The following is a 21,623-nucleotide window of genomic DNA, read 5'->3' as shown; positions in this document are numbered from 1 at the left end:
GTCGGGGCATGGCTCATCGGATACTCCTCCTGCGCGCAAACTGTCCTTCATCCATGAGATATTCGAGTATGCGAATATATGCAAGGGTGGTGAGCAAAGGATGCGTCGTGTTGTCTCGCTGCATCCCTCCGCTTCATCATTTATACATCCCTTCGAATATAAAGTGTCGCCTCATCCGACGCGAACCAAAAGACATCACCATGCGCGAATCCGAAAGGTCCCCTCGGCACCCGCCTCCGGCCAACGGAGAGGGCGTCCGCCCCGCACCCTGGCTTGCCCCCGCCCTGGCGGTGGCGGCCGCGCTCTTGTGGCTGCCGCAGGCCGGCATCCTGGCCGCTGCGGTGGCCGGGATCGCCGCGGGAACGGGCGCGGCATCGCTGGTGGGGCCGGCGCTTGGCGTGCTGGCCCTGGGGCTCCTGCGCGCCGGGCTCGAGGCGCTTGGCGGCAGGCTGGCCTGGCGCGCGGCGCGGGCACAGTTGTCGGACCTGCGCGGCAGGGCGGTGGCCGCGCTTTCGGCGCGCTCGCCGCTGGATGCCGGGTGCATCCCCTCGGGCGAGGCGGCAAGCATCGTCGCCGAACAGGCCGAGGCCGTCGTGCCCTGGCTGGCGCGCTTTCGACCCGCGCGGCTGAAGGCGGCGGTGCTGCCCTTGGCCATCTTCCTGGCGATCCTGCCCTTTTCCTGGACGGCGGCGCTGGTGCTGCTGGTGGCGCTGCCGGTGATTCCGGTCTTCATGGTGCTGGTCGGCTGGAAGGCCAAGGCGGCAAGCGAGGCGCAGATGGTCGAGGTCGGCGGCATGAACGCCTTTCTGCTGGACCGGCTGCGCGGCATGGCGACCATCCGCAGCCTGGACGCCATCGAGGCGACGGCGCTGCGGGTCAGGGCCGATGCGGAATCGCTGCGCGCGCGCACCATGGCGGTCTTGCGCATCGCCTTCCTGACCTCGGCGGTGCTGGAGCTTTTCGCGGCGCTCGGCGTGGCGATGGTCGCGGTCTATATCGGTTTCCACCTGCTGGGCGACCTGCCCTTCGGCGCCTGGGGCGACAAGCTGACGCTGGCCGAGGGCCTGTTCATCCTGCTGCTGGCGCCGGCCTTTTTCGAACCTTTGCGCGAATTGTCGGCGGTCTGGCACGACAAGGCGGCAGGCGAGGCCGGGATGGCCGCCTTGCAACGGGCGGCCGAGCCGGGGATGGCGCTGCCCGGCGCCGAGGCCGAGGCCGCCGCCCCGCAAACCGCAGCCGCCATGATGCTGCGCCTTGAGGATCTGCGCTTTCGCCATGCCGGCGCGACGCAGCCCGGCCCGCGCGGCCTCAGCCTGGCCATCGCGCCGGGCGAGCATGTGGCGCTGGTCGGGCCCAGCGGCTCGGGCAAGTCGACGCTGCTTTCGCTGATCGCCGGCCTGGCCGCACCCGATTCGGGGCGGATCGAGATCGACGGCCGGCTGCTCGACGCGCAAGCCGCCGCGGGGTTGCGCGCCCGGATGGCCTGGATCGGCCAGGCGCCGCATATCTTTGCAGGCTCGCTGGCGCAGAACGTCACGCTGGGCCGAACCCTGCCCGCCGCGGGCAGCCTGCCGGAGGCGCTGCGCATGGCCCGGCTGGACCAGGTCGCGGCCCGGCGCGGCAGCGCCCCGGTCGGCGAGGGCGGCACCGGCCTGTCCGGCGGCGAGGCGCTACGCCTGGCCTTGGCGCGGGTGGCCGCGACGCCGCAGGCCGGGCTGATCCTGGCGGACGAGCCGACGGCGCATCTCGACGCCGCCACCGCGCGCGAGATCGCCGAGGGGCTGGTGGCGCTGGCGCAGGGGCGGACGCTGATCGTGGCGACGCATGACCCGGAACTGGCCGCGCGCATGGACCGCGTCATTCGGCTGGACGGCACCGGGATGGAGGCGGCGGCATGAGGCGGCTGGTCCGGGACATGGCGCCGGTGCTGGCGCTGTTCGCTTGCGAAGGGCGGCGCCGGCTGTGGACGGGCGCGGCGCTGGCGGCGGCGACGGTGCTGGCGGGCATCGCGCTGCTGGGGCTGTCGGGCTGGTTCATCACCGCCACCGCCATCGCCGGGCTGACCACGGCCACGGCGCTGGCCTTCGACGTGTTCATGCCCTCCTCGGGCATCCGGCTGCTGGCCCTGGGGCGCACGGCGGCGCGCTATGGCGAGCGGCTGGTGACGCATGACGCGACGCTGGCCGTGCTGGCCGGCCTGCGCGAGCGGCTGTTTCGCGGCTGGGCCGCGCCCGGTGCCGCGGGGGCGCTGATGCTGCGCCCGGCGCGGCTGCTGTTCCGGCTGACCGTGGATATAGACGCGCTCGACGTGCTTTACCTGCGGGTGCTGGTGCCGCTGGCGGCGGCGCTCGTCACCGCGCTGGCGGCGGGCGTGACGCTGGGGCTGATGCAGCCGCTGTTCGGGCTGGCGGTGCTTGGCTTTCTGATCGCCGCGGGGATCGGCCTTGCCCTGGCCGCCGCCCGCGCGGCGGGACCGGGGATGCGACGGCGCGCGCAGGCGACCGAGACGCTGCGCGCCCGCGTCATCGACCTGATGCAGGGCCAGACCGAACTGGTCATGGCCGGCCGGCTGGGCGCGCAGCGCCGGGCCATCGCCGCGGCGGATGCCCGGCTGGCGGCGGCCGAGGACCGGCTGAACCGCATCGACCTGCTGGCGGGCTTCGGCTATGGCGCGGCATCGGCGGCCCTGCTGGCAGGGGTGCTGGTCGTCGCAGGCGCGCTGGCGGAAAGCGGCCGCATCGGCGCACCCGTCGCGGCGCTGGCGTTGCTGGTGGCGCTGGCGGCGGTCGAGCCCTTTGCCCAGTTGCGCCGCGGCGCGATGGAGCTGCCGCGCAGCCTGATCTCGGCCCGCCGGCTGGGGCCGCGGCTGGACCCGCCCCCTGCCCCGCCGGCCGCGCCCCTGCCCGAACCGGGCTTTGCCGCGCAGCTGCAAGGCGTCGGGCTGCGCCATCCCGGCGCGGCGCGGGCGGTGCTGGCCGGGATCACCCTGGAGCTGCGCGTGGGCGAGCGCCTGGCGCTGATCGGCGCCAGCGGTGCCGGCAAGTCCAGCCTGCTCGCGCTGCTGGCCGGCGAGGCCGCGCCCGAAGGCGGCCGGATCGCCCGCAGCCCGGCCTGCCTGATGACCCAGCGCAGCGAGCTGTTCCGCGACAGCCTGCGCGACAACCTGCGCCTGGCCGCGCCGGGGGCCGACGACGCCCGGCTGCTGGCGGCGCTGGAGGCGGCGGGCCTTGGCCCCGAGGTGGCGGCGCTGCCGGCCGGGCTCGACACCCGGCTGGGCGAGGACGGGCTGGGCCTCTCGGGCGGGCAGGCGCGGCGGCTGGCGCTGGCGCGGCTGGTCCTGCGCGATGCGCCGCTGTGGCTGCTCGACGAGCCGACCGAGGGGCTGGACGCCGCCACCGCCCGCGACGTGATCGCGCGGCTGCAGCCTTGCCTGGCCGGGCGCAGCGCCGTCATCGCCACCCATATCCGGCGCGAGGCCGCACTGGCCGACCGCCTCGTCCATATCGACCAGGGCCGGATCGCCGCGATCCATGCCAGGGGCAGCGCCGGCTTTGCCTCGGCCCTGGCCGGTCTGCGCCCCGACTGAGGGCGCCCAAAACCACCGACGCCCGCCACCGGCGGACGCCTCTGCATGACCCCGGCCCCGGCCGGGAAGAAACAAGGCAAACCGATGGAATTAGACATCGTCACCCTGTCGCGGCTGCAATTCGCATTGACCGCGCTCTACCATTTCCTGTTCGTGCCCCTGACGCTCGGCCTGTCGATCCTGCTGGCGGTGATGGAGACCGTCTATGTCATGACCGGCCGGGCGATCTGGCGCCAGATGACCAAGTTCTGGGGCACGCTCTTCGGCATCAACTTCGTCCTGGGCGTCGCCACCGGCATCGTGATGGAGTTCCAGTTCGGCATGAACTGGAGCTATTACAGCCATTATGTCGGCGACATCTTCGGTGCGCCCTTGGCCATCGAGGGGCTGATGGCCTTCTTCCTGGAGGCGACCTTCGTCGGGCTGTTCTTCTTTGGCTGGGACAAGCTTTCCAAGCTCGGCCATCTGATGGCGACCTATGCGGTGGCCATCGGCTCGAACTTCTCGGCGCTGTGGATCCTGATCGCGAACGGCTGGATGCAGCACCCGGTCGGGGCCGAGTTCAACCCCGATACCATGCGCATGGAGGTCCACGACTTCTTCGCGGTGCTGTTCAACCATGTGGCGCAGACCCGCTTCGTGCATACGGTCTCGGCCGGCTATGTCACGGCCTCGGTCTTCGTGCTGGGCATCTCGGCCTGGTATCTGCTCAAGGGGCGCCATATCGACCTGGCCAAGCGCTCGATCACCGTCGCGGCCTCGTTCGGGCTGTTGTCGGCGGTCTCGGTGGTGATCCTGGGCGACGAGGGCGGCTACCTGGCCTCGGAACACCAGAAGATGAAGCTGGCCGCCATCGAGGGCATGTGGGAAACCCAGCCGGCGCCGGCCTCGTTCACCCTGGTCGGCATCCCCGACATGGAAGCGCGGACCAACCATTACGCCATCCACATCCCCTGGGTGATGGGCCTGATCGGCACCCGCTCGCTCACGCAGGAGATTCCCGGCATCCTGGAACTGGTGGACAAGGCCGAGGACCGCATCCGCAGCGGCATCGTCGCCTATGACGCCTTGCAGGACTATCGCGCCGCGCCCTCGCGCGAGGCGGTGCCGCCCGAGTCGGTCAGGGCCTTCGAAGAGCATGGCGATGACATGGGCTATGCGCTGCTTCTGACCAAATATGTCGAGGATCCGCGCAACGCGACCGAGGAACAGATCGCCCAGGCCGCGTGGGATACCGTGCCGCATGTGCCGACGCTGTTCTGGGCCTTCCGCATCATGGTGGGCATCGGCTTCGTCAACGTGGCGCTGATGGCGGCCTTCGTGGTGGTTTCGGCCCGCGGCACGATCACGCGCCGGCCCTGGCTGCTGAAAGCCGCCGTCGCCGCGCTGGCCCTACCCTGGATCGCCGCCGAGGCCGGCTGGATCGTGGCCGAGTTCGGCCGCCAGCCCTGGAGCATCGAGGGCGTGCTGCCCACGGTCGCCGCCGCCTCGTCGCTGACGGTGCCGACGCTGCTGTTCACCATCGCCGGCTTCACCCTGATCTATTCGGTGCTGATCGTGATCGAGATGCGCCTGATGCTGGCCGCGATCCGCAAGGGGCCGCAGCCCGACCACGGGCCCGAGGCGCCGCTTCTGCCTGCCCGTTTCGTTCCCGCGGAGTAAGACCATGATCCTGCATGAATTGCTGACCTATGAAACCCTGCGCGTGATCTGGTGGGTGCTGCTGGGAGTGCTGCTGATCGGCTTTGCCGCCACCGACGGCTTCGACCTGGGCGTGGGCATGCTGCTGCCTTTCGCCGGCCAGACCGACTTGGAGCGCCGCGTGGTCATCAACACCATCGGCCCGGTATGGGAGGGCAACCAGGTCTGGCTGGTCCTGGGCGGCGGCGCGATCTTTGCCGCCTGGCCGCCGCTTTACGCCGTATCCTTTTCCGGCTTCTACATCGCCATGTTCGCGATCCTTGCCGCGCTGATCCTGCGGCCGGTCGGGTTCAAGTATCGCTCGAAGCGTGAAAGCGCGCGCTGGCGCGGCAACTGGGACTGGGCGCTGTTCGTCGGCGGCTTCGTCCCCTCGCTGATCTTCGGCGTCGCGGTCGGGAACGTGCTGCAAGGCGTGCCCTTCCGGCTGGGCTCGGACCTACGCATCTTCTACGACGGCGGCTTCTTCGGCCTGCTCAACCCGTTCGCGCTGCTCTGCGGCCTGCTGTCGGTGGCGATGCTGGCCATGCACGGGTCCGCCTGGCTGGTGCTGAAGACCTCGGGGCCGGTCGCAGGCCGGGCGCGGCGCTTCGGCAGCTGGGCGGCCATGGCCACCGTGCTGCTTTACGCGGCGGGCGGGCTGGCGCTGTGGCTGTTCGTCGACGGCTATCGCATCGCCGGGGCCATCGACCCGAACGGGCCGTCGAACCCGCTGGCCAAGACGGTCGAGATCGCGCCCGGCGCCTGGTTTGCCAATTACGCCGCGCATCCCTGGATGCTGGCCGCCCCGGCCCTCGGCTTCCTGGGCGCGCTTGGCGCGCTGTGGTCGCTGAACTCGGGGCGCGAGGTCCGCACGCTCTTGCTGAGCAAGCTGGCGATCTTTGGCATCATCTCGTCGGTCGGGCTGTCGATGTTCCCGTTCATCCTGCCCTCCTCGGTCATGCCGGGGGCGAGCCTGACGGTCTGGGACGCCTCGTCCAGCCACCTGACGCTGTTCATCATGCTGGTCTGCACCGGGATCTTCCTGCCGATCATCGCGCTCTACACCAGCTGGGTCTACAAGGTGCTGTGGGGCAAGGTCGAGGAAAAGGACATCACCGAGGGCGGTCACGCCTACTGAAAGGAAAACGCAATGTGGTATTTCGCATGGATCCTCGGCCTGCCGCTGGCCGTCACCTTCGCGGTGCTGAACGCGATGTGGTTCGAGATGATGGAGGACAAGGCCGCCGCCAGGGAGGACACCGAAAGCGCCTGAACGGCGGATCACCCCGGCACCCGGACGCCGCGGCATGCGCGTCCGGGACAGCGGCCTTGCCGCTTCGGCCGGATCGGCCGCTGCGGCAAGGTGCCGGCCCGCGCCGCCCCGCCCATCGCGGGCCGCACAAACGACAAGGCCGCCCGGCAAGGGCGGCCTTTCCTTTCATGTCGCCACGAGGCGGGATCAGAAGCTCAGGACGGTGGTATCCTCGGCGATCAGTTCGGCGGCCATCGCATCGGGCTTGGCGGGGGTCACGCCCTCCAGCAGCACCGAGGCATCGGCGCCCTTGCCGGGCAGGTAGATGGCGCAGACCTGCACCTTGACGCCGTTCTTCTCGATCATCTGCCGCATCAGGCCCTGGGGGCTGGCGCCCTGGGGCGGCTGGCCGGCGGTGGCGGTTTCCGGCGCCTCCTTCAGCGCCATGTCGCCGGCGGGACCGCACAGCAGGATCTGCGCCTCGGCCCCCTTGGCCACGGCATTCATGGTCAGCACCATCGCCATCAGCTGGGTCTGCGGCTCGGGCGCGGTCAGGATGGTCACGAGCTTGCGCCCCTCTTGGGCCGAGGCCGGCAGCGCGGCCGCAAGGGCAAGGACAGAAGCGGCGAGCAGGGTTTTCATCGGTTTCTCCTGATGCAAGATGCGATAATACGCATTTACGTATATTGCAGATGGCAGCCGCCCGGACGGCGACTTATTGTCGCCCCATGCCGCCGGCAGGGACGAGTCGCGGCCGAAGATCGCTTCCAGGTGCCGGCGAAACCGCCTACCCGCAGCGCAGCGCAACGCCGGCGCCACCCCCCTTGCCTGATCGGGCCCGATCGCGGCACCGGACCGGATTTTCCCGCGCCGGACAGCGCCCTGTCCAAGAAACTGGCATGACCCGCCTGCCGTGCTATGATCGGGGAACTTGCCTAGCCAGTTTGGGAACCATGCCATGTGCGAAGTCTTCTCCCGCCAGGATCCGCGCCGCTATCAGCCGACGACCCGCAAGCTGCGGCTGAACGGGCAAAGCACCTCGATCCGGCTGGAACAGGCGTTCTGGGACATCATCGACGAGATCGCGGCCGGCGAGGGCATGGCCACGCCCGCCTTCCTGTCCACGCTGCAATCCGAAGTGCTGCAACTTGGCGGCGAGCCGGTGAATTTCACCTCGCTGCTGCGCTGCGCCTGCCTGGTGCAGCTGGAATTGCGCGGCCGCGGCGCGCAGGATTTCCGCAAGGCCGCGCAGCAGGTGGCGCAGGCCGCCTGATCGCGGCATCGCGCAAGAAATCCGCGGCGTGGTAGCATGATGCTACCCGCGGGGCCGGCGTCCTTCCGATACTGGTGCAAAGATCGGAAAGGAAAGCCCGCATGGCCAAGATGATTCATTCGATGATCCGCGTGACGGACGAGGCGCGCGCGCTGGCCTTCTACAGGGCGGCCTTCGGCCTGGAGCCGGTCGAGCGGCTGGATTTCGACAGCTTCACCCTGGTCTACCTGGCCAATGCCGAAAGCAGCTTCGAGCTGGAGTTGACCATCAACAAGGGCCGCAAGGAACCCTATGACCTGGGCAACGGCTACGGCCACCTGGCCGTCTCGGTCGAGGATGTCGCGGCCGAGCACCGGCGGCTGACCGACCTGGGCCTTGCCCCGCGCAAGCTGGTCGATTTCGCCCCCGGCGGCACGGTGATCGCCCGCTTCTTCTTCATCCAGGACCCGGACGGCTACGAGATCGAGGTGCTGCAACGCGGGGGCCGCTACCTCTAGGCAGGCAGCCCGCCGGGAGGGGCGGGCCAACCAACTCAGGGAGGAGTACATGACTGTCATCCACAAATCCCCCTCTGGCAGCGATGTCAGGGGGCTGACCCGGCGCGGCCTGCTGGCGCGCGCCATGGCGGCGGGGGCGACCTTCGTGGTCGGCTCGGGCTTCGTCGCCGCCCGCGACGCGGCCTGGGCGGTCGAGACCGCCGCCCTGAAGCCCGAAACCATGGCGGTGCTGATCCAGATGGCGCGCGACATCTATCCGCATGACCGCATCGCCGACCGCTTCTATGCCATCGCCGTCAAGGCGCATGACGATGCCGAGCAGGCGCAGATGATCGAAGAGGGCGTGGCCGGGCTGAACCTTGTCGCCCAGGCGCAGGGCTTCGACGGCTACCTGGCCGCGGGCTGGGAAAAGGACCGCGTCGCCATGCTGCGCATGATCGAGCATACGCCCTTCTTCCAGACCGTGCGCGCGGGGCTCGTGACCGGGCTCTACAACCAGAAGGAGGTCTGGCCGGTCTTTGGCTACGAGGGCGAAAGCTTTTCGCAGGGCGGCTATATCGAGCGCGGCTTCAACGACATCGACTGGCTGTGAGGGAGGCGGACATGGCTGACAATGTTGCAAAATTCGGGCATGACGATGCCTCGGTCGTGGTCGTGGTCGGCACCGGGTCGGGCGGCGGCGTGCTGGCCAACGAACTGGCGCAAAGGGGCGTCAAGGTCGTGGCGCTGGAGGCGGGCGGCCGCTACCTGCCCGAGGATTACATCAACGACGAATGGGACAGTTTCGCGCAGCTGAGCTGGGGCGACATGCGCACCACCTCGGGCGACTGGCGGGTGGCGCGGGACTTTGCCAACCTGCCGGCCTGGATCGTCAAGGCGGTGGGCGGCACCTCGATCCACTGGGCCGGCGCCTCGCTGCGCTTCCAGGAACACGAGTTCAAGGCGGCAAGCACCTATGGCGCGGTGGACGGCGCCAGCCTGCTGGACTGGCCGATCACGCTGGCCGAGCTGGAGCCATATTACGACCTGGCCGAGAAGAAGCTGGGCGTCACCCGCACCAACGACCTGCCCGGCCTGCCGGGGAACAACAACTACCTGGTGCTGGAAAAGGGCGCCAAGGCACTGGGCTACAGCAAGGTCTCGACCGGGCGCATGGCGATCAACTCGGTCGACAACGACGACCGCATGGCCTGCCAGCAGACCGGATTCTGCTTCCAGGGCTGCAAATGGGGCGCCAAATGGTCGGCGGCCTATACCGACATCCCGCGCGGCGAGGCGACCGGCAACCTGGAGGTCCGCGACCATAGCCATGCCACCCGGATCGAACATGACGAGGACGGCAAGATCACCGGCGTGCGCTATATCGACAAGGACGGGGCCGAGCAGTTCCAGCGCGCCCGCATCGTCGCCGTCGCCGGCAACTCGATCGAAAGCCCGCGGCTGCTGCTGGCCTCGGCCTCGGAACGCTTCCCGGACGGGCTCGCGAACAGTTCGGGCCAGGTCGGGCGCAACTACATGCGCCACACCACCGGCTCGGTCTATGCGATCTTCGAACGCCCGGTGCGAATGTGGCGCGGCACCACCATGGCCGGCATCGTCCAGGACGAGGCGCATCACGACCCCGCCCGCGGCTTCGTCGGCGGCTATGAGCTGGAGACGCTGGCCCTCGGCATTCCCTTCATGGCGGCCTTCATGGACCCCGGCGGCTGGGGGCGCGAGTTCACCTCGGCGATGGACAGCTACGAGAACATGGCCGGCATGTGGATCGTGGGCGAGGATCTGCCGCAGGAAACCAACCGCATCACCCTGAACCGCAGCGAAAAGGACCGCTTCGGCCTGCCGGTGCCGAACGTGCATTACGACGACCACCCCAACGACATCGCCATGCGCAACCATGCCTATGGCGTGGGCGAGCGGATCTATCGCGCCGCGGGCGCGACGCGGATCCTGCCGACGCCGCCCTACCCGTCCACGCATAACCTGGGCACCAACCGCATGTCGGAAAACCCGCGCGACGGCGTTGTGAACAAATGGGGCCAGGCGCATGACATCCCGAACCTGTTCGTCTCGGACGGTTCGGTCTTCACCACCTCGGCGGCCGAGAACCCGACGCTGACCATCGTCGCGCTGGCGATTCGGCAGGCGGAGCATATCGCCGCCGAAATGGAGAAGGGCGCGCTGTGACCACGACGCGCCCCGCCCCTGGCGGGCGGGGCCTGTCGGCCTGCCTCAGCTGGCGGGCCGCGCCTTCACCGGGCTGGCGTTGGGCAGCTCGATATTGATCTCCAGGCTGGACAGGTCGTCGCTGCGCTCCAGCTTGATGTCGACCGCATCGCCGTCGATTTCCATGTGCCGGCGCACCACCTCGAGGATGTCGCGCTGCAACAACGGCAGAAAGTCCGGGCTGGTTCCCCCGCTGGAGCGCTCATGCGCTAGCAGGATTTGCAGGCGCTCCTTGGCGGTTTGCGCCGAACTGGGCTTTCGCTGACGGAATGAGAAACCGAACATGTCAGGCCGTCCGTCCCAGAAGCCTCTGGAAGAAGCCGCGGCGCTGGTCGCCGGGATTCACCCGCATCTCGATCTGCTCGCCGACCAGCCGGCCGACGGCGTCGATATAGGCCTTGCCCGCCGGCGACTTCTCGTCCAGCGAGACCGGCGTGCCCTCGTTCGAGGCCTTCAGGACCGAGGTGCTTTCCGGGATGATGCCCAGCAGCGGGATGGCCAGGATTTCCAGCACGTCCTCGACGCTCATCATGTCGCCGTTGGCCGAGCGGGTCTGGTCGAAGCGGGTCAGCAGCAGCTGCGCCTTGACCGCGCTGCCGTCGCCCTTTTCCGCCAGCGCCGTCTTGGAGTTCAGCAGGCCCAGCACCCGGTCGCTGTCGCGCACGGACGAGACCTCGGGGTTCGTCACCACCACGGCCTCGTCGGCGTAATACATCGCCAGATGCGCGCCGCGCTCGATCCCCGCTGGGCTGTCGCAGACGATATAGTCGAACTCTTCGCGCAGCTCGTCCAGAACCTTCTTGACGCCTTCCTTGGTCAGCGCGTCCTTGTCGCGGGTCTGCGAGGTCGGCAGGACATACAGGTTCTCGAGCCGGCGGTCCTTGATCAGCGCCTGCTTCAGCTTGGCGTCGCCCTGGATGACGTTGATGAAATCGAAGACCACGCGGCGTTCGCAGCCCATGATCATGTCCAGGTTGCGCAGGCCCACGTCGAAGTCGATCACGGCCGTCTTGTGGCCGCGCATGGCGAGCCCCGCGCCGATGGCGGCAGAGGAGGTCGTCTTGCCGACGCCGCCCTTGCCGGATGTGACTACGATAACCTTGCTCACGAGCGTTTCCTTTCTCATGGGTTATTTGAGGGACTCGATGCGCAGCACCTCGCCCTGAAGATAGACCTGCACGTAATGCCGCGGCGTGTCGGCCCCCAGGTTCTCGCTGGTGCGATAAAGCCCGGCGATGGCCAGCAGCTCGGCATCGAGCGCATGGCAGAAGATGCGCGCCGAATCGTCGCCGTTGACGCCGGCCAGCGCGCGGCCGCGCAGGCGGCCATAGATGTGGATGTTGCCGGCGGCGATCACCTCGGCCCCGGAACTGACCGAGCCGACGACGATCAGGTCGCCGCGATCGGCAAAGACGGTCTGGCCCGAGCGCACCGGCTGCGCGATCAGGCGGTTCGCCGGTTCTTTCGGCGCCGGCGCGGGGGCCGGTTCGGGGCGGCTGCCCTGGCGCGAGACGCGCTCCAGCGCCGCGTCGCGCCCGCCGGGCAACGAGATCAGCCCGGCCTCGGCCGCGGCCTGCGCCTGCGCGGGCGTGCCGCTCTGGATGCCGAAGACCGACAGCTTGCGCCGGCGCAGCTCGGCGGTCAGGTGCAGCAGGTCCTGGGCGCGGTCCAGCCCCTCGGCCTGCTCCAGGTCGATGACCAGCGGCGCATTGTCGAAAAACAGCGGCGTCTGGTTCAGCCGCGCCTCCAGCGCCTCGAAGAAGGCACGGTCCGGCCGGCCGCTCAGATGCAGCGCGATGGCCGTGAAGGTGCGGCCGCGGATCTGTAAAGGCTTCACGGTCGCCACGGTCTGCGCCGCGCTCTTGCCGGATTGCATCTGTCTGCTCGGTCCCGCTCTGTTCTTCGTATTCGGACGGGCTTGGCCGGCCCGTTCCCTGGGCCATCTTCCTAATACGTCCCGGCCCCAGCGTCCATCGGCATCTGCCGCCCTGGCCGCCTTCGGCGGAACCGTGCGCAGCCGCCCGGCAGGCGCAGCCATTTTCCGGGCGCGTTTCGGGGGCGCGTTTCGGGGCGCGTTTTTGGGGGCAGGTTTTCGGGGCGCGGGAACATTCCCCGGCGGCGGGTGTTCGGTTCGCGGAAAACGAACAAGAAAGGAAGGGGCGGGATGTTCGCAGATCGCACGGATGCCGGCAGGCAACTTGGCGCCGCATTGTCCGGTCACAAGGGCCAGCCGCTGCTGGTCCTGGCGCTGCCGCGCGGCGGGGTTCCGGTCGGGCTCGAGGTGGCCAGGGTGCTGGACGCGCCGCTGGACGTGATGCTGGTGCGCAAGCTCAGGGCGCCCGCGCATCCCGAACTGGCCATCGGCGCCATCGTGGACGGCGCGCCGCCGCAACTGCTGCTGGACGACCATCTCGTCGCCGCGACCGGGGCGACGCCCGATCACATCGCCGCCGAAAAGGCCCGGCAGCTGCGCGAGATCGAGCGCCGGCGCCAGGCCTATCGCGGCGGCCGGCCGGCACCCGATACCTGGGGCCGGACGGTGATCGTGGTCGACGACGGCATCGCCACCGGCGCCACCATGCGCATCGCCCTGAAGGCGCTGGCGCGGTCGGGCGCGGCCAGGGTGATCGTCGCCGTCCCCGTCGCCCCGCCCGACGTGCTGGAGAAGATCCGCGCCGATGCCGACGAGGTGGTCTGCCTGCGCACGCCCGAGCCGTTCCAGGCCGTCGGCCTGCATTATCGCGACTTCGAGCAGACCAGCGACGAAGAGGTGGTCCGCGCCCTGGCCGAGGCCGATCGCAACCGGGCCTGAACCCCGCCCGCGCGCCCAGGGGCCGGCAGCGGGATTGCACATTGTCGCCATGTGGCGCTAAATCCCTGCCGGACAGCGGAAGGGATTCAGCATGAAACACGTCTTTGCCGCGGCGCTTCTCTGCGCCGCCGTCGCCGCGCCTTCGTTCGCGCAGGAAATCAAGATCGGCTATGCCCTGGCCGAGGACAGCCATTACGGCGCCGGCGCCAAGGCCTTCGAAGCCTCGCTCAAGGAAAGCCTGGGCGACCAGTTCACCTTCCGCCACTTCCCCTCGTCGGGCCTGGGCGGCGAGCGCGAGGTGCTCGAGGGGCTGCAGCTCGGCACCGTCGAGATGACCATCGCCTCGGACGGGACGCTGACCAATTTCGTCCCCGAGGTCGGCGTGCTGGGCGTGCCCTTCCTGCTGCGCGACAAGGACCATGCCCGCAAGGTGCTGGACGGCGAGATCGGGCAAGAGATGCTGGCCAAGTTCGAGCCCGCGGGCCTGCATGCGCTGGCCTGGGGCGAGCAGGGCTTCCGCCACATCACCAGCAATCGCGGCGCGGTCGAGGCGCCGGCCGACCTGAACGGGCTGAAGATCCGCACCATGGAAAACCCGGTGCATATCGAGGCCTTCCGCGCCCTTGGCGCCGCCCCCACCCCCATGGCCTGGCCCGAGGTGATCGGCGCGCTGGAGCAGGGCGCCATCGACGGGCAGGAAAACCCGCTTTCGGTCATCGTCTCGGCCAAGCTGAACGAGGTGCAGAAATACCTGACGCTGGACGGGCACGTCTATTCCTCGACCATCATCCTGGTCTCGCCCTCGCTGTGGAACGGGCTGGACGATGCGCAGAAGGCGGCCTTCGACAAGGCGGCCAAGGACGCGGTCGTCGCGATGCGCGCCTATGTCGACGAGGTCGATGCCTCGGGCGTCGCCTCGATGAAGGATGCCGGGATGCAGGTGAACGAGCTTTCGCCCGAGCAGAAGGCCGCCTTCCGCGATGCGCTGGCCGGGCCCTACCAGCAATATGAGGCCCAGTTCGGCAAGGAGCTGATGGACCGCATCCAGGCGGTCGAGTAAGCCGCGATGCGCCGGATCGAACGCGCCTTCGTCACGCTGAACGGCGCCATCCTCGTGCTGGGGCTGGCGGCGATGTCGGTCATCGTCGGCTGGAACGTCGCCGGCCGCTACGTGACCGGCAATTCGCTGACCTGGGCCGACGAGGTGGCGCGTTACTCGATGATCTGGCTGACCTTCCTGGGCAGCGGGCTGGCCTTGCGCCATGGCGCCCATGCCGCCATCACCAATGCCCAGGACGCGTTGCCCGGCAGGGGCCAGCGCATCCTGCGCCTGGCGATCCTGCTGGTCCTGTTCGCCTTTTTCGGCTTCATGGTCTGGGTCGGCATCGACTACATGAACCGCATGTCGATCCAGCGCTCGGCGGCGCTCCAGGTGCCGATGAAATGGATCTATGCCGCGATGCCCGCCGGTTTCGCGCTGATGATCGTCCATCTTGCGCTGATCGCGCCGCAATACCTGCGCGCCGGCCTGCAGCATTCCGACGAGGCCCCCCTTGGTTGAGATCCTGATCGCCGCCTTCCTGATCCTGATGGTCATGGGGGTGCCCATCGCCTTCGCGCTGGCGATGGCGGCCTTCGCGGCGGTGGGCCTGTCCGGCCGCTATCCGCTGGTCGTGGTGGTGAAAGAGATGTTCACCGGCCTCGACAGCTTTCCGCTGCTGGCCGTACCCTTCTTCATCCTGGCGGCCGAGATCATGTCCACCGGGGCGATCTCGCGCATGCTGCTGCGCTTCGCCTCGCAATTCGTGGGCCACCTGCGCGGCGGGCTGGGCTATGCCAACGTGCTGACCGGGACGCTGTTTGCGGGGATTTCCGGCTCGGCGCTGGCCTCGGCGGCGGGGCCGGGCGCGATGATGGCGCGGATGATGGAGCGTAGCGGCTATTCCAAGGCCTATGCCGGCGCGCTGACGATTTCGGTGGCGGTGATCGACCCGATCATCCCGCCCTCGATCACCATGATCATCTATGCGCTGCAGGACCGCAACACCTCGGTCGGCTCGCTGTTCATGGCCGGGATCCTGCCCGGCATCCTGATCGCGGCGCTGCTGGCGGCGGTGAACTGGTGGATCAGCCGCAAGCGCAACTATCGCAGCCTGGAGCCGCGCCCGCCGATGGGCCAGATGGTCCGCAACAGCTTCGCCGCCCTGCCCGCCCTGCTGTTGATCGTGCTGATCGTCGGCGGCATCCGCGGCGGGGTCTTTACCCCCACCGAGGCCTCGGTCGTGGCGGTGTTCTATGCCATCCTGACCAGCGCCTTCGTCTATCGCGGCTTCACGCTGGCGGACCTGTGGGGGGCGTTCCTGCGCTCGGCCATCATGTCGGTGGCGGTGCTGATGATCCTGGCCGCCGCCCGCGCCTTTGCCTGGGTGCTGATCATCGAGGGCGTGCCGCAGGCCATGGCCGATGCGGTGATCGCCATGGACCTGTCGCCCATCGCCTTCTTGCTGATGGTGAACCTGCTGCTGCTGGGCTTCGGCATGTTCATGGACCCGCTGCCGGGGGTGATGATCCTGGTACCGATCCTGGCGCCCATCGCCCACAACCTGGGCATCGCGGCGGATCATTTCGCCATCATCGTCATCGTGAACCTGACCTTTGGCCTGATGACGCCGCCGGTCGGCGGGCTGATCTTCGTCGTGGCCTCGGCGACCAAGCAGAAGCCCTCGGCGCTGATCCGCGAATTGCCGCCGTTCTTCCTGGCGGCCCTTGCCGCGCTGCTGATCCTGACCTTCGTGCCTGCCCTGTCCACCTGGCTGCCGCGGGTCAGCGGCTTCGCCCGTTAGCGCCCTCATGTCGCAGTCGGCCCGCAAGGGCCGATTCCGGCTTGACCTGCGGCTCGTTATGTTTGACCCTGCATAACGAATGTCATTGGCCGGGGGACGCCATGCGCAGGAATCGAGTGATGCAGAAGTCCGACTCACCGGGCGTCGCCGGGCTGGTCGCGTCTATGCTGGTGATCGGCCTGACCCTGGCCGGGGCGCTTTACGGTCTTTAAGGCAGCGACCGGGGCCACGCCGCAAGCCCCGGCCATCTTGCTGAAAAGCAAGCCTTTTCAAGCGCGGCATAGCACCCGGCTTCGGCCGGGCACAGATCGCCTGGCCGGCATGATGTCGCGCCGGAGCGAATTTTGCTGGGAACCTTCTTCGATCCTTCACAGTTCCGTGGAAGATTGAACTGAGGCGTTTTGACGCACGGGTTGCCCAGAAATGATCGATTCCGCAACAGAAACCGATCGTCCCAAGCACCGGAAGCGGGATGAAATCATCGCATTCCTGATCCTGGCCGTGGTGATCTGGCCGATCCTGTCGGTCGCGATCGTCGGCGGCTATGGCTTCCTGGTCTGGATGTGGCAGCTCATTTTCGGACCCCCCGGACCCATACATTAGAGAGCGGCCATGCGCGAGCCAGACAGGACCCCCATCCAGCGACGCGACATTCTGACCGGAAAGCTGAAGCAGGACAGCGGCACGGAAGCGCGGTTCCTCCACATCTCCAGCGCCATCGTCACGGCCCGGCCCGAGCGCGCGGCCGACCTGGCCCGGCGCCTTGCCGCCCTGCCGGGGACCGAGGTCCATGCCGTCAAGGACGCCAAGATCGTGCTGGTGCTGGAAGGCGCCTCGGTGGGCGAGATCGGCAGCCGCATGGCCGAGATCTCGGTCATGGAGGGCGTGTTCTCGGCAAGCCTGGTCTTTGAACAGATCCTGCCCGCCGACGAGACGGAGGCCTTGACATGACCCTCTCGCGACGCGATCTGCTCAAGGCGCAGGCGGCGGGGATCGCCGCCATGGCCGCCAATATCCCGCTGGCTTCGCAGGCCCAGCCCGTGCCCGGCGGCATCGAATCGCTGCAGATCACCTGGTCCAAGGCGCCCTGCCGCTTTTGCGGCACCGGCTGCGGCGTCATGGTGGGCGTCAAGGAAGGCCGCGTGGTCGCCACCCATGGCGACCTGCTGGCCGAGGTGAACCGCGGCCTGAACTGCGTCAAGGGCTATTTCCTGTCCAAGATCATGTATGGCCAGGACCGGCTGACCCAGCCCCTGCTGCGCAAGAAGGACGGCGTCTATGCCAAGGACGGCGAATTCACCCCGGTCAGCTGGGAGGAAGCCTTCGACACCATGGCCGCGCAGGCCAAGCGGGTGCTGAAGGACAAGGGGCCGACCGCCGTCGGCATGTTCGGTTCCGGCCAGTGGACCATCTTCGAGGGCTATGCCGCGACCAAGCTGATGCGGGCGGGGTTCCGGTCGAACAACCTTGACCCCAACGCCCGGCATTGCATGGCCTCGGCCGCCTATGCCTTCATGCGCACCTTCGGCATGGACGAGCCGATGGGCTGCTATGACGATTTCGAGGCGGCGGACGCCTTTGTCCTCTGGGGCTCGAACATGGCCGAGATGCACCCGATCCTGTGGACACGGGTCGCGGACCGCCGGCTGGGCCACCCGCATGTCAAGGTGGCGGTGCTGTCCACCTTTACCCATCGCAGCTCGGACCTGGCCGACATTCCCATCGTCTTCAAGCCCGGCACGGACCTGGCGATCCTGAACTATATCGCCAATCACATCATCCAGACCGGCCGGGTGAACCGCGATTTCGTGGACCGCCACACCACCTTCGTCGCCGGCGCGACCGGCATCGGCTATGGCCTGCGCGAGGACGACCCGCGCGAGATGGCCGCGCGCACGGCCGAGGATCCGGCGGCGACCACCCCCTCGACCTTCGAGGCCTTCGCCGAACTGGTCAGCGAATACACGCTGGAGAAGGTCTCGGAACTCAGCGGCGTCGAACCGGGCTTCCTGGAACAGCTGGCCGAGCTTTACGCCGATCCCGACCGCAAGGTCATGTCGCTCTGGACCATGGGCTTCAACCAGCATGTGCGCGGCGTCTGGGCCAACCAGATAGTCTATAACATCCACCTGCTGACCGGAAAGATATCGGAACCCGGCAACAGCCCGTTCTCGCTGACCGGCCAGCCATCGGCCTGCGGCACGGCGCGCGAGGTGGGCACGTTCGCCCATCGCCTGCCCGCCGACATGACGGTGACCAATCCCGAACACCGCAAGCATGCCGAGGAAATCTGGCGCATCCCCCATGGCGTGATCCCGGAAAAGCCGGGGCTGCACGCGGTGGCGCAGGACCGGGCGCTGCACGATGGCACGCTGAACTTCTACTGGGTGCAGGTGAACAACAACCTGCAGGCCGCGCCCAACAACAGCAACGAGACCTGGCCGGGCTATCGCAACCCGGACAACTTCATCGTCGTCTCGGACGCCTATCCCACGGTGACGGCGATGGCCGCCGACCTGATCCTGCCCGCCGCCATGTGGGTCGAGAAGGAGGGCGCCTATGGCAATGCCGAGCGCCGCACCCATGTCTGGCACCAGCTGGTCGACGCGCCGGGCGAGGCGCGCTCGGACCTGTGGCAGATAATGGAGTTTTCCAAGCGCTTCACCACCGACGAGGTCTGGCCCGAGGAGATCCTGGCCGCCAATCCCAACTATCGCGGGCAGAGCCTGTTCGACGTGCTGTTCCGCAACGGCAGCGTGGACCGCTTCGACATCTCCGGGCTGAGCCCCGACTACGCCAACCAGGAATCGAACGATTTCGGCTTCTACGTCCAGAAGGGCCTGTTCGAGGAATATGCCGCCTTCGGCCGCGGCCATGGCCACGACCTTGCCCCCTATGACACCTATCACGAGGTCCGCGGCCTGCGCTGGCCGGTGGTGGACGGCAAGGAAACGCTCTGGCGCTATCGCGAGGGGCTCGACCCCTATGTCGAGCCGGGCGCGGGCGTGCAGTTCTATGGCAACCCCGACGGCAAGGCCAGGATCATCGCCGTGCCCTACGAGCCGCCGGCCGAGCCCCCGGACGAGGAATACGACATCTGGCTGGTGACGGGCCGGGTGCTGGAGCATTGGCATTCCGGCTCGATGACCATGCGCGTGCCCGAGCTTTACCGGGCCTTTCCCGGCGCGCGCTGCTTCATGAACCCCGAGGATGCCCGCGACATGGGCCTGAACCAGGGGGCCGAGGTGCGCATCGTCTCGCGCCGCGGCGAGATCCGTTCGCGCGTCGAGACGCGCGGCAGGAACCGGATGCCGCGCGGGGTGATCTTCGTGCCCTGGTTCGACGCCAGCCAGCTGATCAACAAGGTGACGCTGGACGCCACCGATCCCATTTCCAAACAGACGGATTTCAAGAAATGCGCGGTCAAGATCCTTTCCGTCTGATCCGGCCCGCCGCCATGGCCGGGATGCTGCTGTTCGCCCATGTCGGTGCCGCGCTGCCGCAGGACGAGCCGGCGGTGCAGATCGTGCCGCCCCTGACCGGCTGGGCCGAGCCGATGTCCGAAGGCCAGATCCCGCCCCTGGGCCGGCCGATCACCGACGACGTGCGCCGGATGCGCAACTATCCCGAACAGCCGCCGGTGATCCCGCATTCCATCGACGGCTATCAGCTGAGCGTGAACACCAACCGCTGCATGGACTGCCACAAGCCGCAATTCACCGAAGGCTCGGGCGCGCCCATGATCAGCGTCACCCATTTCATGGACCGCGACGGGCAGGTGCTGACCGACGTGACGCCGCGGCGCTATTTCTGCACCGCCTGCCACGTCCAGCAGACCGACGTGAAGCCCTTGGTGCCCAACCAGTTCCGCGACGGCTATCGCCACGCCGGGAGCCCGTGACATGGGCTGGATCAGGGCAAGCATCCGCTGGGTCTGGGGCCGGGTCACCTGGTTCTGGCGCGTCATCAGCCGGCCCAGCAGCTTTCTCAGCATCGGCTTCCTGACGCTGGGCGGCTTCATCTGCGGCGTGATCTTCTGGGGCGGCTTCAACACCGCGCTGGAAGTCACCAATACCGAGAAATTCTGCACCAGCTGCCACGAGATGCGCGACAACGTCTATCAGGAGCTGATGCCGACGGTGCATTTCTCGAACCGCTCGGGGGTCAGGGCCAGCTGCCCCGACTGCCATGTGCCGCACCAGTGGACGGACAAGATCGCCCGCAAGATGCAGGCCTCGAAGGAGGTCTGGGGCAAGATCTTCGGCACCATCAGCACGCGCGAGAAATTCCTGGAAAAGCGGCTGGAGCTGGCCCAGCACGAATGGGCGCGGCTCAAGGCCAACGATTCGCTGGAATGCCGCAACTGCCATGCGGCGGTGGCGATGGACTTTACCAAGCAGACCCGCCGCGCGGCCCAGATCCACGAGCGCTACCTGATCTCGGGCGAAAAGACCTGCATCGACTGCCACAAGGGCATCGCGCATCAGCTGCCCGACATGACCGGGATCGAGCCCGGCTGGCTGGAGCCGCCCGAGCTGCGCGGCGAGGAACAGGCGTCGCTGGGCCGCAGGGCCGAGGATCTGCGCCGCTACCTGGCCACCGTCGAGACCCGCTAGGGCGGCGCGGGCCCTGCCCCTCTGCCGATGGGCCCGCCCGCGAAGGGGCCAGGCCTGAAGCCGGCGAGGCGGGTCTCTCGACTCGGGCTGGCCGCGCGGCTAGACTGGGTGCATGACCATGCCTATTCCCCTTTGCAAGAGCCGGTTCGGCACCGGTTTGCTGCTGACGCGCCAGCTGCCCCGGACAGGGGCGCGCTTGCGCTGACCTCGCGTCCGGGGCTTTCCTGATCCAGAAAATCCACCCCCGATCCGCCCCTGCGGCGGCTCCGGCGGGTCATGACATGACTGAAGGAGCCGACATGGCCAGAACATCGCGACCGCCGGTCACCATCGCCAGCGACACGCTCGACCGGCTCGAACGCCTTGCCGAAGGGGCGATGGCGCGCAATCCCGACCTTGCCGACCGGCTGCTGACCGAACTGGCCCGCGCCCGCGTCCTGGCGCCCGAGCGGATGCCCGAGGACGTCGCCGGCATCGGCAGCGCCGTCACCTTCCGCGACGAGACCACCGGGCGCGAGCAGACCGTCGTGCTGGCCTGGCCCGAGGATGCCGACATCGCCGCCGGCCGCGCCTCGGTGCTGACGCCGATCGGGGTGGCGCTGATCGGCCTGCGGGCGGGCGCGCGCTTCACCTGGGAGACGCGGGTGGGCGAAACGCGCGAGCTGACGGTGCTGACGGTCGGCCGCGCCGATCCAATGACCCCGGCGGCATAGGGGGCCTTGCGATGCGACCGGATCGGTCCTGCCGGGATCGCGGCCCCGCGCCGCGGCTCGGCCTGCCGCATCCCTCGGCGATCTTCCCGCTGCTGATCGGTTTCAGGGCCAACAATGTGCCGGGGTTG

General features: G+C 68.4%; 23 protein-coding genes. 19 read left to right on the top strand and 4 right to left on the bottom strand.

The window, feature by feature from the left end:
* Window positions 1-200 precede the first annotated feature (200 nt).
* From cydD to cydX, 5 genes are all read left to right on the top strand, one after another.
* Window positions 201-1,898 (top strand): ABC transporter ATP-binding protein/permease, encoded by a 1,698-nt coding sequence (gene cydD / locus E3U26_RS15195; protein WP_499105877.1) that lies wholly within the window; start codon window positions 201-203, stop codon window positions 1,896-1,898.
* Complete coding sequence (gene cydC / locus E3U26_RS15190) at window positions 1,895-3,586, top strand: amino acid ABC transporter ATP-binding/permease protein (RefSeq protein ID WP_499105876.1); 1,692 nt, start codon at window positions 1,895-1,897, stop codon at window positions 3,584-3,586. Before cydD ends, cydC begins: the two co-directional genes overlap by 4 nt.
* Window positions 3,587-3,670: 84 nt before the next feature.
* The gene (locus E3U26_RS15185; protein WP_072464077.1) at window positions 3,671-5,248 is read left to right on the top strand and encodes a cytochrome ubiquinol oxidase subunit I; all 1,578 of its coding nucleotides are present in this window, start codon (window positions 3,671-3,673) and stop codon (window positions 5,246-5,248) included.
* Window positions 5,249-5,252: 4 nt separating this feature from the next.
* Window positions 5,253-6,404 (top strand): cytochrome d ubiquinol oxidase subunit II, encoded by a 1,152-nt coding sequence (gene cydB, locus E3U26_RS15180; RefSeq protein ID WP_499105875.1) that lies wholly within the window; start codon window positions 5,253-5,255, stop codon window positions 6,402-6,404.
* A gap of 12 nt (window positions 6,405-6,416) precedes the next feature.
* Window positions 6,417-6,539, top strand: a complete 123-nt coding sequence (gene cydX, locus E3U26_RS15175; protein WP_072464076.1) for a cytochrome bd-I oxidase subunit CydX — start codon at window positions 6,417-6,419, stop codon at window positions 6,537-6,539.
* Window positions 6,540-6,725: 186 nt separating this feature from the next.
* Here cydX and E3U26_RS15170 read toward each other — a convergent pair whose 3' ends face one another.
* Window positions 6,726-7,160: a DsrE family protein gene (locus tag E3U26_RS15170; protein WP_036759956.1), complete on the bottom strand. Its 435-nt coding sequence runs from the start codon at window positions 7,158-7,160 to the stop codon at window positions 6,726-6,728.
* 316 nt (window positions 7,161-7,476) lie between these two features.
* Between E3U26_RS15170 and E3U26_RS15165 the strand changes: the two genes are divergently transcribed.
* The 4 genes from E3U26_RS15165 to E3U26_RS15150 all read left to right on the top strand — a co-directional run bounded on the left by E3U26_RS15165 (window position 7,477) and on the right by E3U26_RS15150 (window position 10,472).
* The gene (locus E3U26_RS15165; protein WP_036759954.1) at window positions 7,477-7,791 is read left to right on the top strand and encodes a ribbon-helix-helix domain-containing protein; all 315 of its coding nucleotides are present in this window, start codon (window positions 7,477-7,479) and stop codon (window positions 7,789-7,791) included.
* 101 nt (window positions 7,792-7,892) lie between these two features.
* Complete coding sequence (locus tag E3U26_RS15160; protein WP_499105874.1) at window positions 7,893-8,288, top strand: VOC family protein; 396 nt, start codon at window positions 7,893-7,895, stop codon at window positions 8,286-8,288.
* A gap of 49 nt (window positions 8,289-8,337) precedes the next feature.
* The gene (locus E3U26_RS15155) at window positions 8,338-8,880 is read left to right on the top strand and encodes a Twin-arginine translocation pathway signal (RefSeq protein WP_072464073.1); all 543 of its coding nucleotides are present in this window, start codon (window positions 8,338-8,340) and stop codon (window positions 8,878-8,880) included.
* Window positions 8,881-8,891: 11 nt separating this feature from the next.
* The gene (locus tag E3U26_RS15150) at window positions 8,892-10,472 is read left to right on the top strand and encodes a GMC family oxidoreductase (RefSeq protein ID WP_072464072.1); all 1,581 of its coding nucleotides are present in this window, start codon (window positions 8,892-8,894) and stop codon (window positions 10,470-10,472) included.
* A 45-nt stretch (window positions 10,473-10,517) separates the two neighbouring features.
* Here E3U26_RS15150 and minE read toward each other — a convergent pair whose 3' ends face one another.
* From minE to minC, 3 genes are read right to left on the bottom strand one after another with little or no spacing between them, the layout of a single operon-like run.
* The gene (minE, locus tag E3U26_RS15145; protein ID WP_036759945.1) at window positions 10,518-10,796 is read right to left on the bottom strand and encodes a cell division topological specificity factor MinE; all 279 of its coding nucleotides are present in this window, start codon (window positions 10,794-10,796) and stop codon (window positions 10,518-10,520) included.
* A 1-nt stretch (window position 10,797) separates the two neighbouring features.
* Window positions 10,798-11,619, bottom strand: a complete 822-nt coding sequence (gene minD, locus E3U26_RS15140; RefSeq protein WP_083539308.1) for a septum site-determining protein MinD — start codon at window positions 11,617-11,619, stop codon at window positions 10,798-10,800.
* Between the two features lie 21 nt (window positions 11,620-11,640).
* Entirely contained in the window at window positions 11,641-12,387 is a 747-nt protein-coding gene (gene minC / locus E3U26_RS15135; protein WP_036759941.1) for a septum site-determining protein MinC, read from the bottom strand.
* A gap of 288 nt (window positions 12,388-12,675) precedes the next feature.
* Between minC and E3U26_RS15130 the strand changes: the two genes are divergently transcribed.
* The 10 genes from E3U26_RS15130 (at window position 12,676) to rnk (ending at window position 21,495) form a co-directional block, all read left to right on the top strand.
* Complete coding sequence (locus tag E3U26_RS15130; RefSeq protein ID WP_036759940.1) at window positions 12,676-13,323, top strand: phosphoribosyltransferase; 648 nt, start codon at window positions 12,676-12,678, stop codon at window positions 13,321-13,323.
* Window positions 13,324-13,414: 91 nt separating this feature from the next.
* Window positions 13,415-14,383 carry a TRAP transporter substrate-binding protein gene (locus tag E3U26_RS15125; RefSeq protein ID WP_072464071.1) on the top strand — a complete coding sequence of 323 codons (969 nt, stop codon included), beginning with the start codon at window positions 13,415-13,417 and terminating at the stop codon, window positions 14,381-14,383.
* Window positions 14,384-14,389: 6 nt separating this feature from the next.
* Entirely contained in the window at window positions 14,390-14,884 is a 495-nt protein-coding gene (locus tag E3U26_RS15120) for a TRAP transporter small permease (protein WP_036759936.1), read from the top strand.
* The gene (locus E3U26_RS15115) at window positions 14,877-16,166 is read left to right on the top strand and encodes a TRAP transporter large permease (RefSeq protein WP_072464070.1); all 1,290 of its coding nucleotides are present in this window, start codon (window positions 14,877-14,879) and stop codon (window positions 16,164-16,166) included. The genes E3U26_RS15120 and E3U26_RS15115 overlap by 8 nt, the downstream gene beginning before the upstream one ends.
* A gap of 423 nt (window positions 16,167-16,589) precedes the next feature.
* A complete protein-coding gene (napE, locus tag E3U26_RS15110; protein ID WP_036759931.1) occupies window positions 16,590-16,769 on the top strand; it encodes a periplasmic nitrate reductase, NapE protein in 180 nt (59 codons plus the stop codon).
* A 9-nt stretch (window positions 16,770-16,778) separates the two neighbouring features.
* Entirely contained in the window at window positions 16,779-17,117 is a 339-nt protein-coding gene (locus E3U26_RS15105; RefSeq protein ID WP_499105873.1) for a chaperone NapD, read from the top strand.
* Window positions 17,114-19,609, top strand: coding sequence for a nitrate reductase (gene napA / locus E3U26_RS15100; protein WP_499106349.1), 2,496 nt, complete (start codon window positions 17,114-17,116; stop codon window positions 19,607-19,609). The genes E3U26_RS15105 and napA overlap by 4 nt, the downstream gene beginning before the upstream one ends.
* Window positions 19,582-20,067: a nitrate reductase cytochrome c-type subunit gene (locus E3U26_RS15095; RefSeq protein ID WP_499106348.1), complete on the top strand. Its 486-nt coding sequence runs from the start codon at window positions 19,582-19,584 to the stop codon at window positions 20,065-20,067. The genes napA and E3U26_RS15095 overlap by 28 nt, the downstream gene beginning before the upstream one ends.
* A gap of 1 nt (window position 20,068) precedes the next feature.
* Window positions 20,069-20,782 carry a cytochrome c3 family protein gene (locus E3U26_RS15090; RefSeq protein WP_243785878.1) on the top strand — a complete coding sequence of 238 codons (714 nt, stop codon included), beginning with the start codon at window positions 20,069-20,071 and terminating at the stop codon, window positions 20,780-20,782.
* Between the two features lie 299 nt (window positions 20,783-21,081).
* On the top strand, window positions 21,082-21,495 hold the full coding sequence (gene rnk / locus E3U26_RS15085) for a nucleoside diphosphate kinase regulator (protein ID WP_036759922.1): 414 nt from the start codon (window positions 21,082-21,084) through the stop codon (window positions 21,493-21,495).
* The last annotated feature ends 128 nt before the right edge of the window (window positions 21,496-21,623 follow it).

It is taken from the genome of Paracoccus ferrooxidans (assembly GCF_029909815.1).
Lineage (GTDB): Bacteria > Pseudomonadota > Alphaproteobacteria > Rhodobacterales > Rhodobacteraceae > Paracoccus > Paracoccus versutus.
This window is presented reverse-complemented; position numbering and strand designations above follow the sequence as displayed.

Excerpts from the sequence above, each read along its gene's own strand:
- E3U26_RS15170 (WP_036759956.1), bottom strand. The coding sequence starts at position 7,160 with ATGAAAACCCTGCTCGCCGCTTCTGTCCTTGCCCTTGCGGCCGCGCTG.
- E3U26_RS15160 (WP_499105874.1), top strand. The coding sequence starts at position 7,893 with ATGGCCAAGATGATTCATTCGATGATCCGCGTGACGGACGAGGCGCGC.
- E3U26_RS15120 (WP_036759936.1), top strand. The coding sequence starts at position 14,390 with ATGCGCCGGATCGAACGCGCCTTCGTCACGCTGAACGGCGCCATCCTC.
- E3U26_RS15155 (WP_072464073.1), top strand. The coding sequence starts at position 8,338 with ATGACTGTCATCCACAAATCCCCCTCTGGCAGCGATGTCAGGGGGCTG.
- E3U26_RS15090 (WP_243785878.1), top strand. The coding sequence starts at position 20,069 with ATGGGCTGGATCAGGGCAAGCATCCGCTGGGTCTGGGGCCGGGTCACC.
- cydB (WP_499105875.1), top strand. The coding sequence starts at position 5,253 with ATGATCCTGCATGAATTGCTGACCTATGAAACCCTGCGCGTGATCTGG.
- napE (WP_036759931.1), top strand. The coding sequence starts at position 16,590 with ATGATCGATTCCGCAACAGAAACCGATCGTCCCAAGCACCGGAAGCGG.
- E3U26_RS15125 (WP_072464071.1), top strand. The coding sequence starts at position 13,415 with ATGAAACACGTCTTTGCCGCGGCGCTTCTCTGCGCCGCCGTCGCCGCG.
- minC (WP_036759941.1), bottom strand. The coding sequence starts at position 12,387 with ATGCAATCCGGCAAGAGCGCGGCGCAGACCGTGGCGACCGTGAAGCCT.
- cydX (WP_072464076.1), top strand. The coding sequence starts at position 6,417 with ATGTGGTATTTCGCATGGATCCTCGGCCTGCCGCTGGCCGTCACCTTC.
- E3U26_RS15130 (WP_036759940.1), top strand. The coding sequence starts at position 12,676 with ATGTTCGCAGATCGCACGGATGCCGGCAGGCAACTTGGCGCCGCATTG.
- E3U26_RS15165 (WP_036759954.1), top strand. The coding sequence starts at position 7,477 with ATGTGCGAAGTCTTCTCCCGCCAGGATCCGCGCCGCTATCAGCCGACG.
- rnk (WP_036759922.1), top strand. The coding sequence starts at position 21,082 with ATGGCCAGAACATCGCGACCGCCGGTCACCATCGCCAGCGACACGCTC.
- minE (WP_036759945.1), bottom strand. The coding sequence starts at position 10,796 with ATGTTCGGTTTCTCATTCCGTCAGCGAAAGCCCAGTTCGGCGCAAACC.
- E3U26_RS15185 (WP_072464077.1), top strand. The coding sequence starts at position 3,671 with ATGGAATTAGACATCGTCACCCTGTCGCGGCTGCAATTCGCATTGACC.
- cydC (WP_499105876.1), top strand. The coding sequence starts at position 1,895 with ATGAGGCGGCTGGTCCGGGACATGGCGCCGGTGCTGGCGCTGTTCGCT.
- E3U26_RS15150 (WP_072464072.1), top strand. The coding sequence starts at position 8,892 with ATGGCTGACAATGTTGCAAAATTCGGGCATGACGATGCCTCGGTCGTG.
- E3U26_RS15105 (WP_499105873.1), top strand. The coding sequence starts at position 16,779 with ATGCGCGAGCCAGACAGGACCCCCATCCAGCGACGCGACATTCTGACC.
- E3U26_RS15095 (WP_499106348.1), top strand. The coding sequence starts at position 19,582 with ATGCGCGGTCAAGATCCTTTCCGTCTGATCCGGCCCGCCGCCATGGCC.
- napA (WP_499106349.1), top strand. The coding sequence starts at position 17,114 with ATGACCCTCTCGCGACGCGATCTGCTCAAGGCGCAGGCGGCGGGGATC.
- cydD (WP_499105877.1), top strand. The coding sequence starts at position 201 with ATGCGCGAATCCGAAAGGTCCCCTCGGCACCCGCCTCCGGCCAACGGA.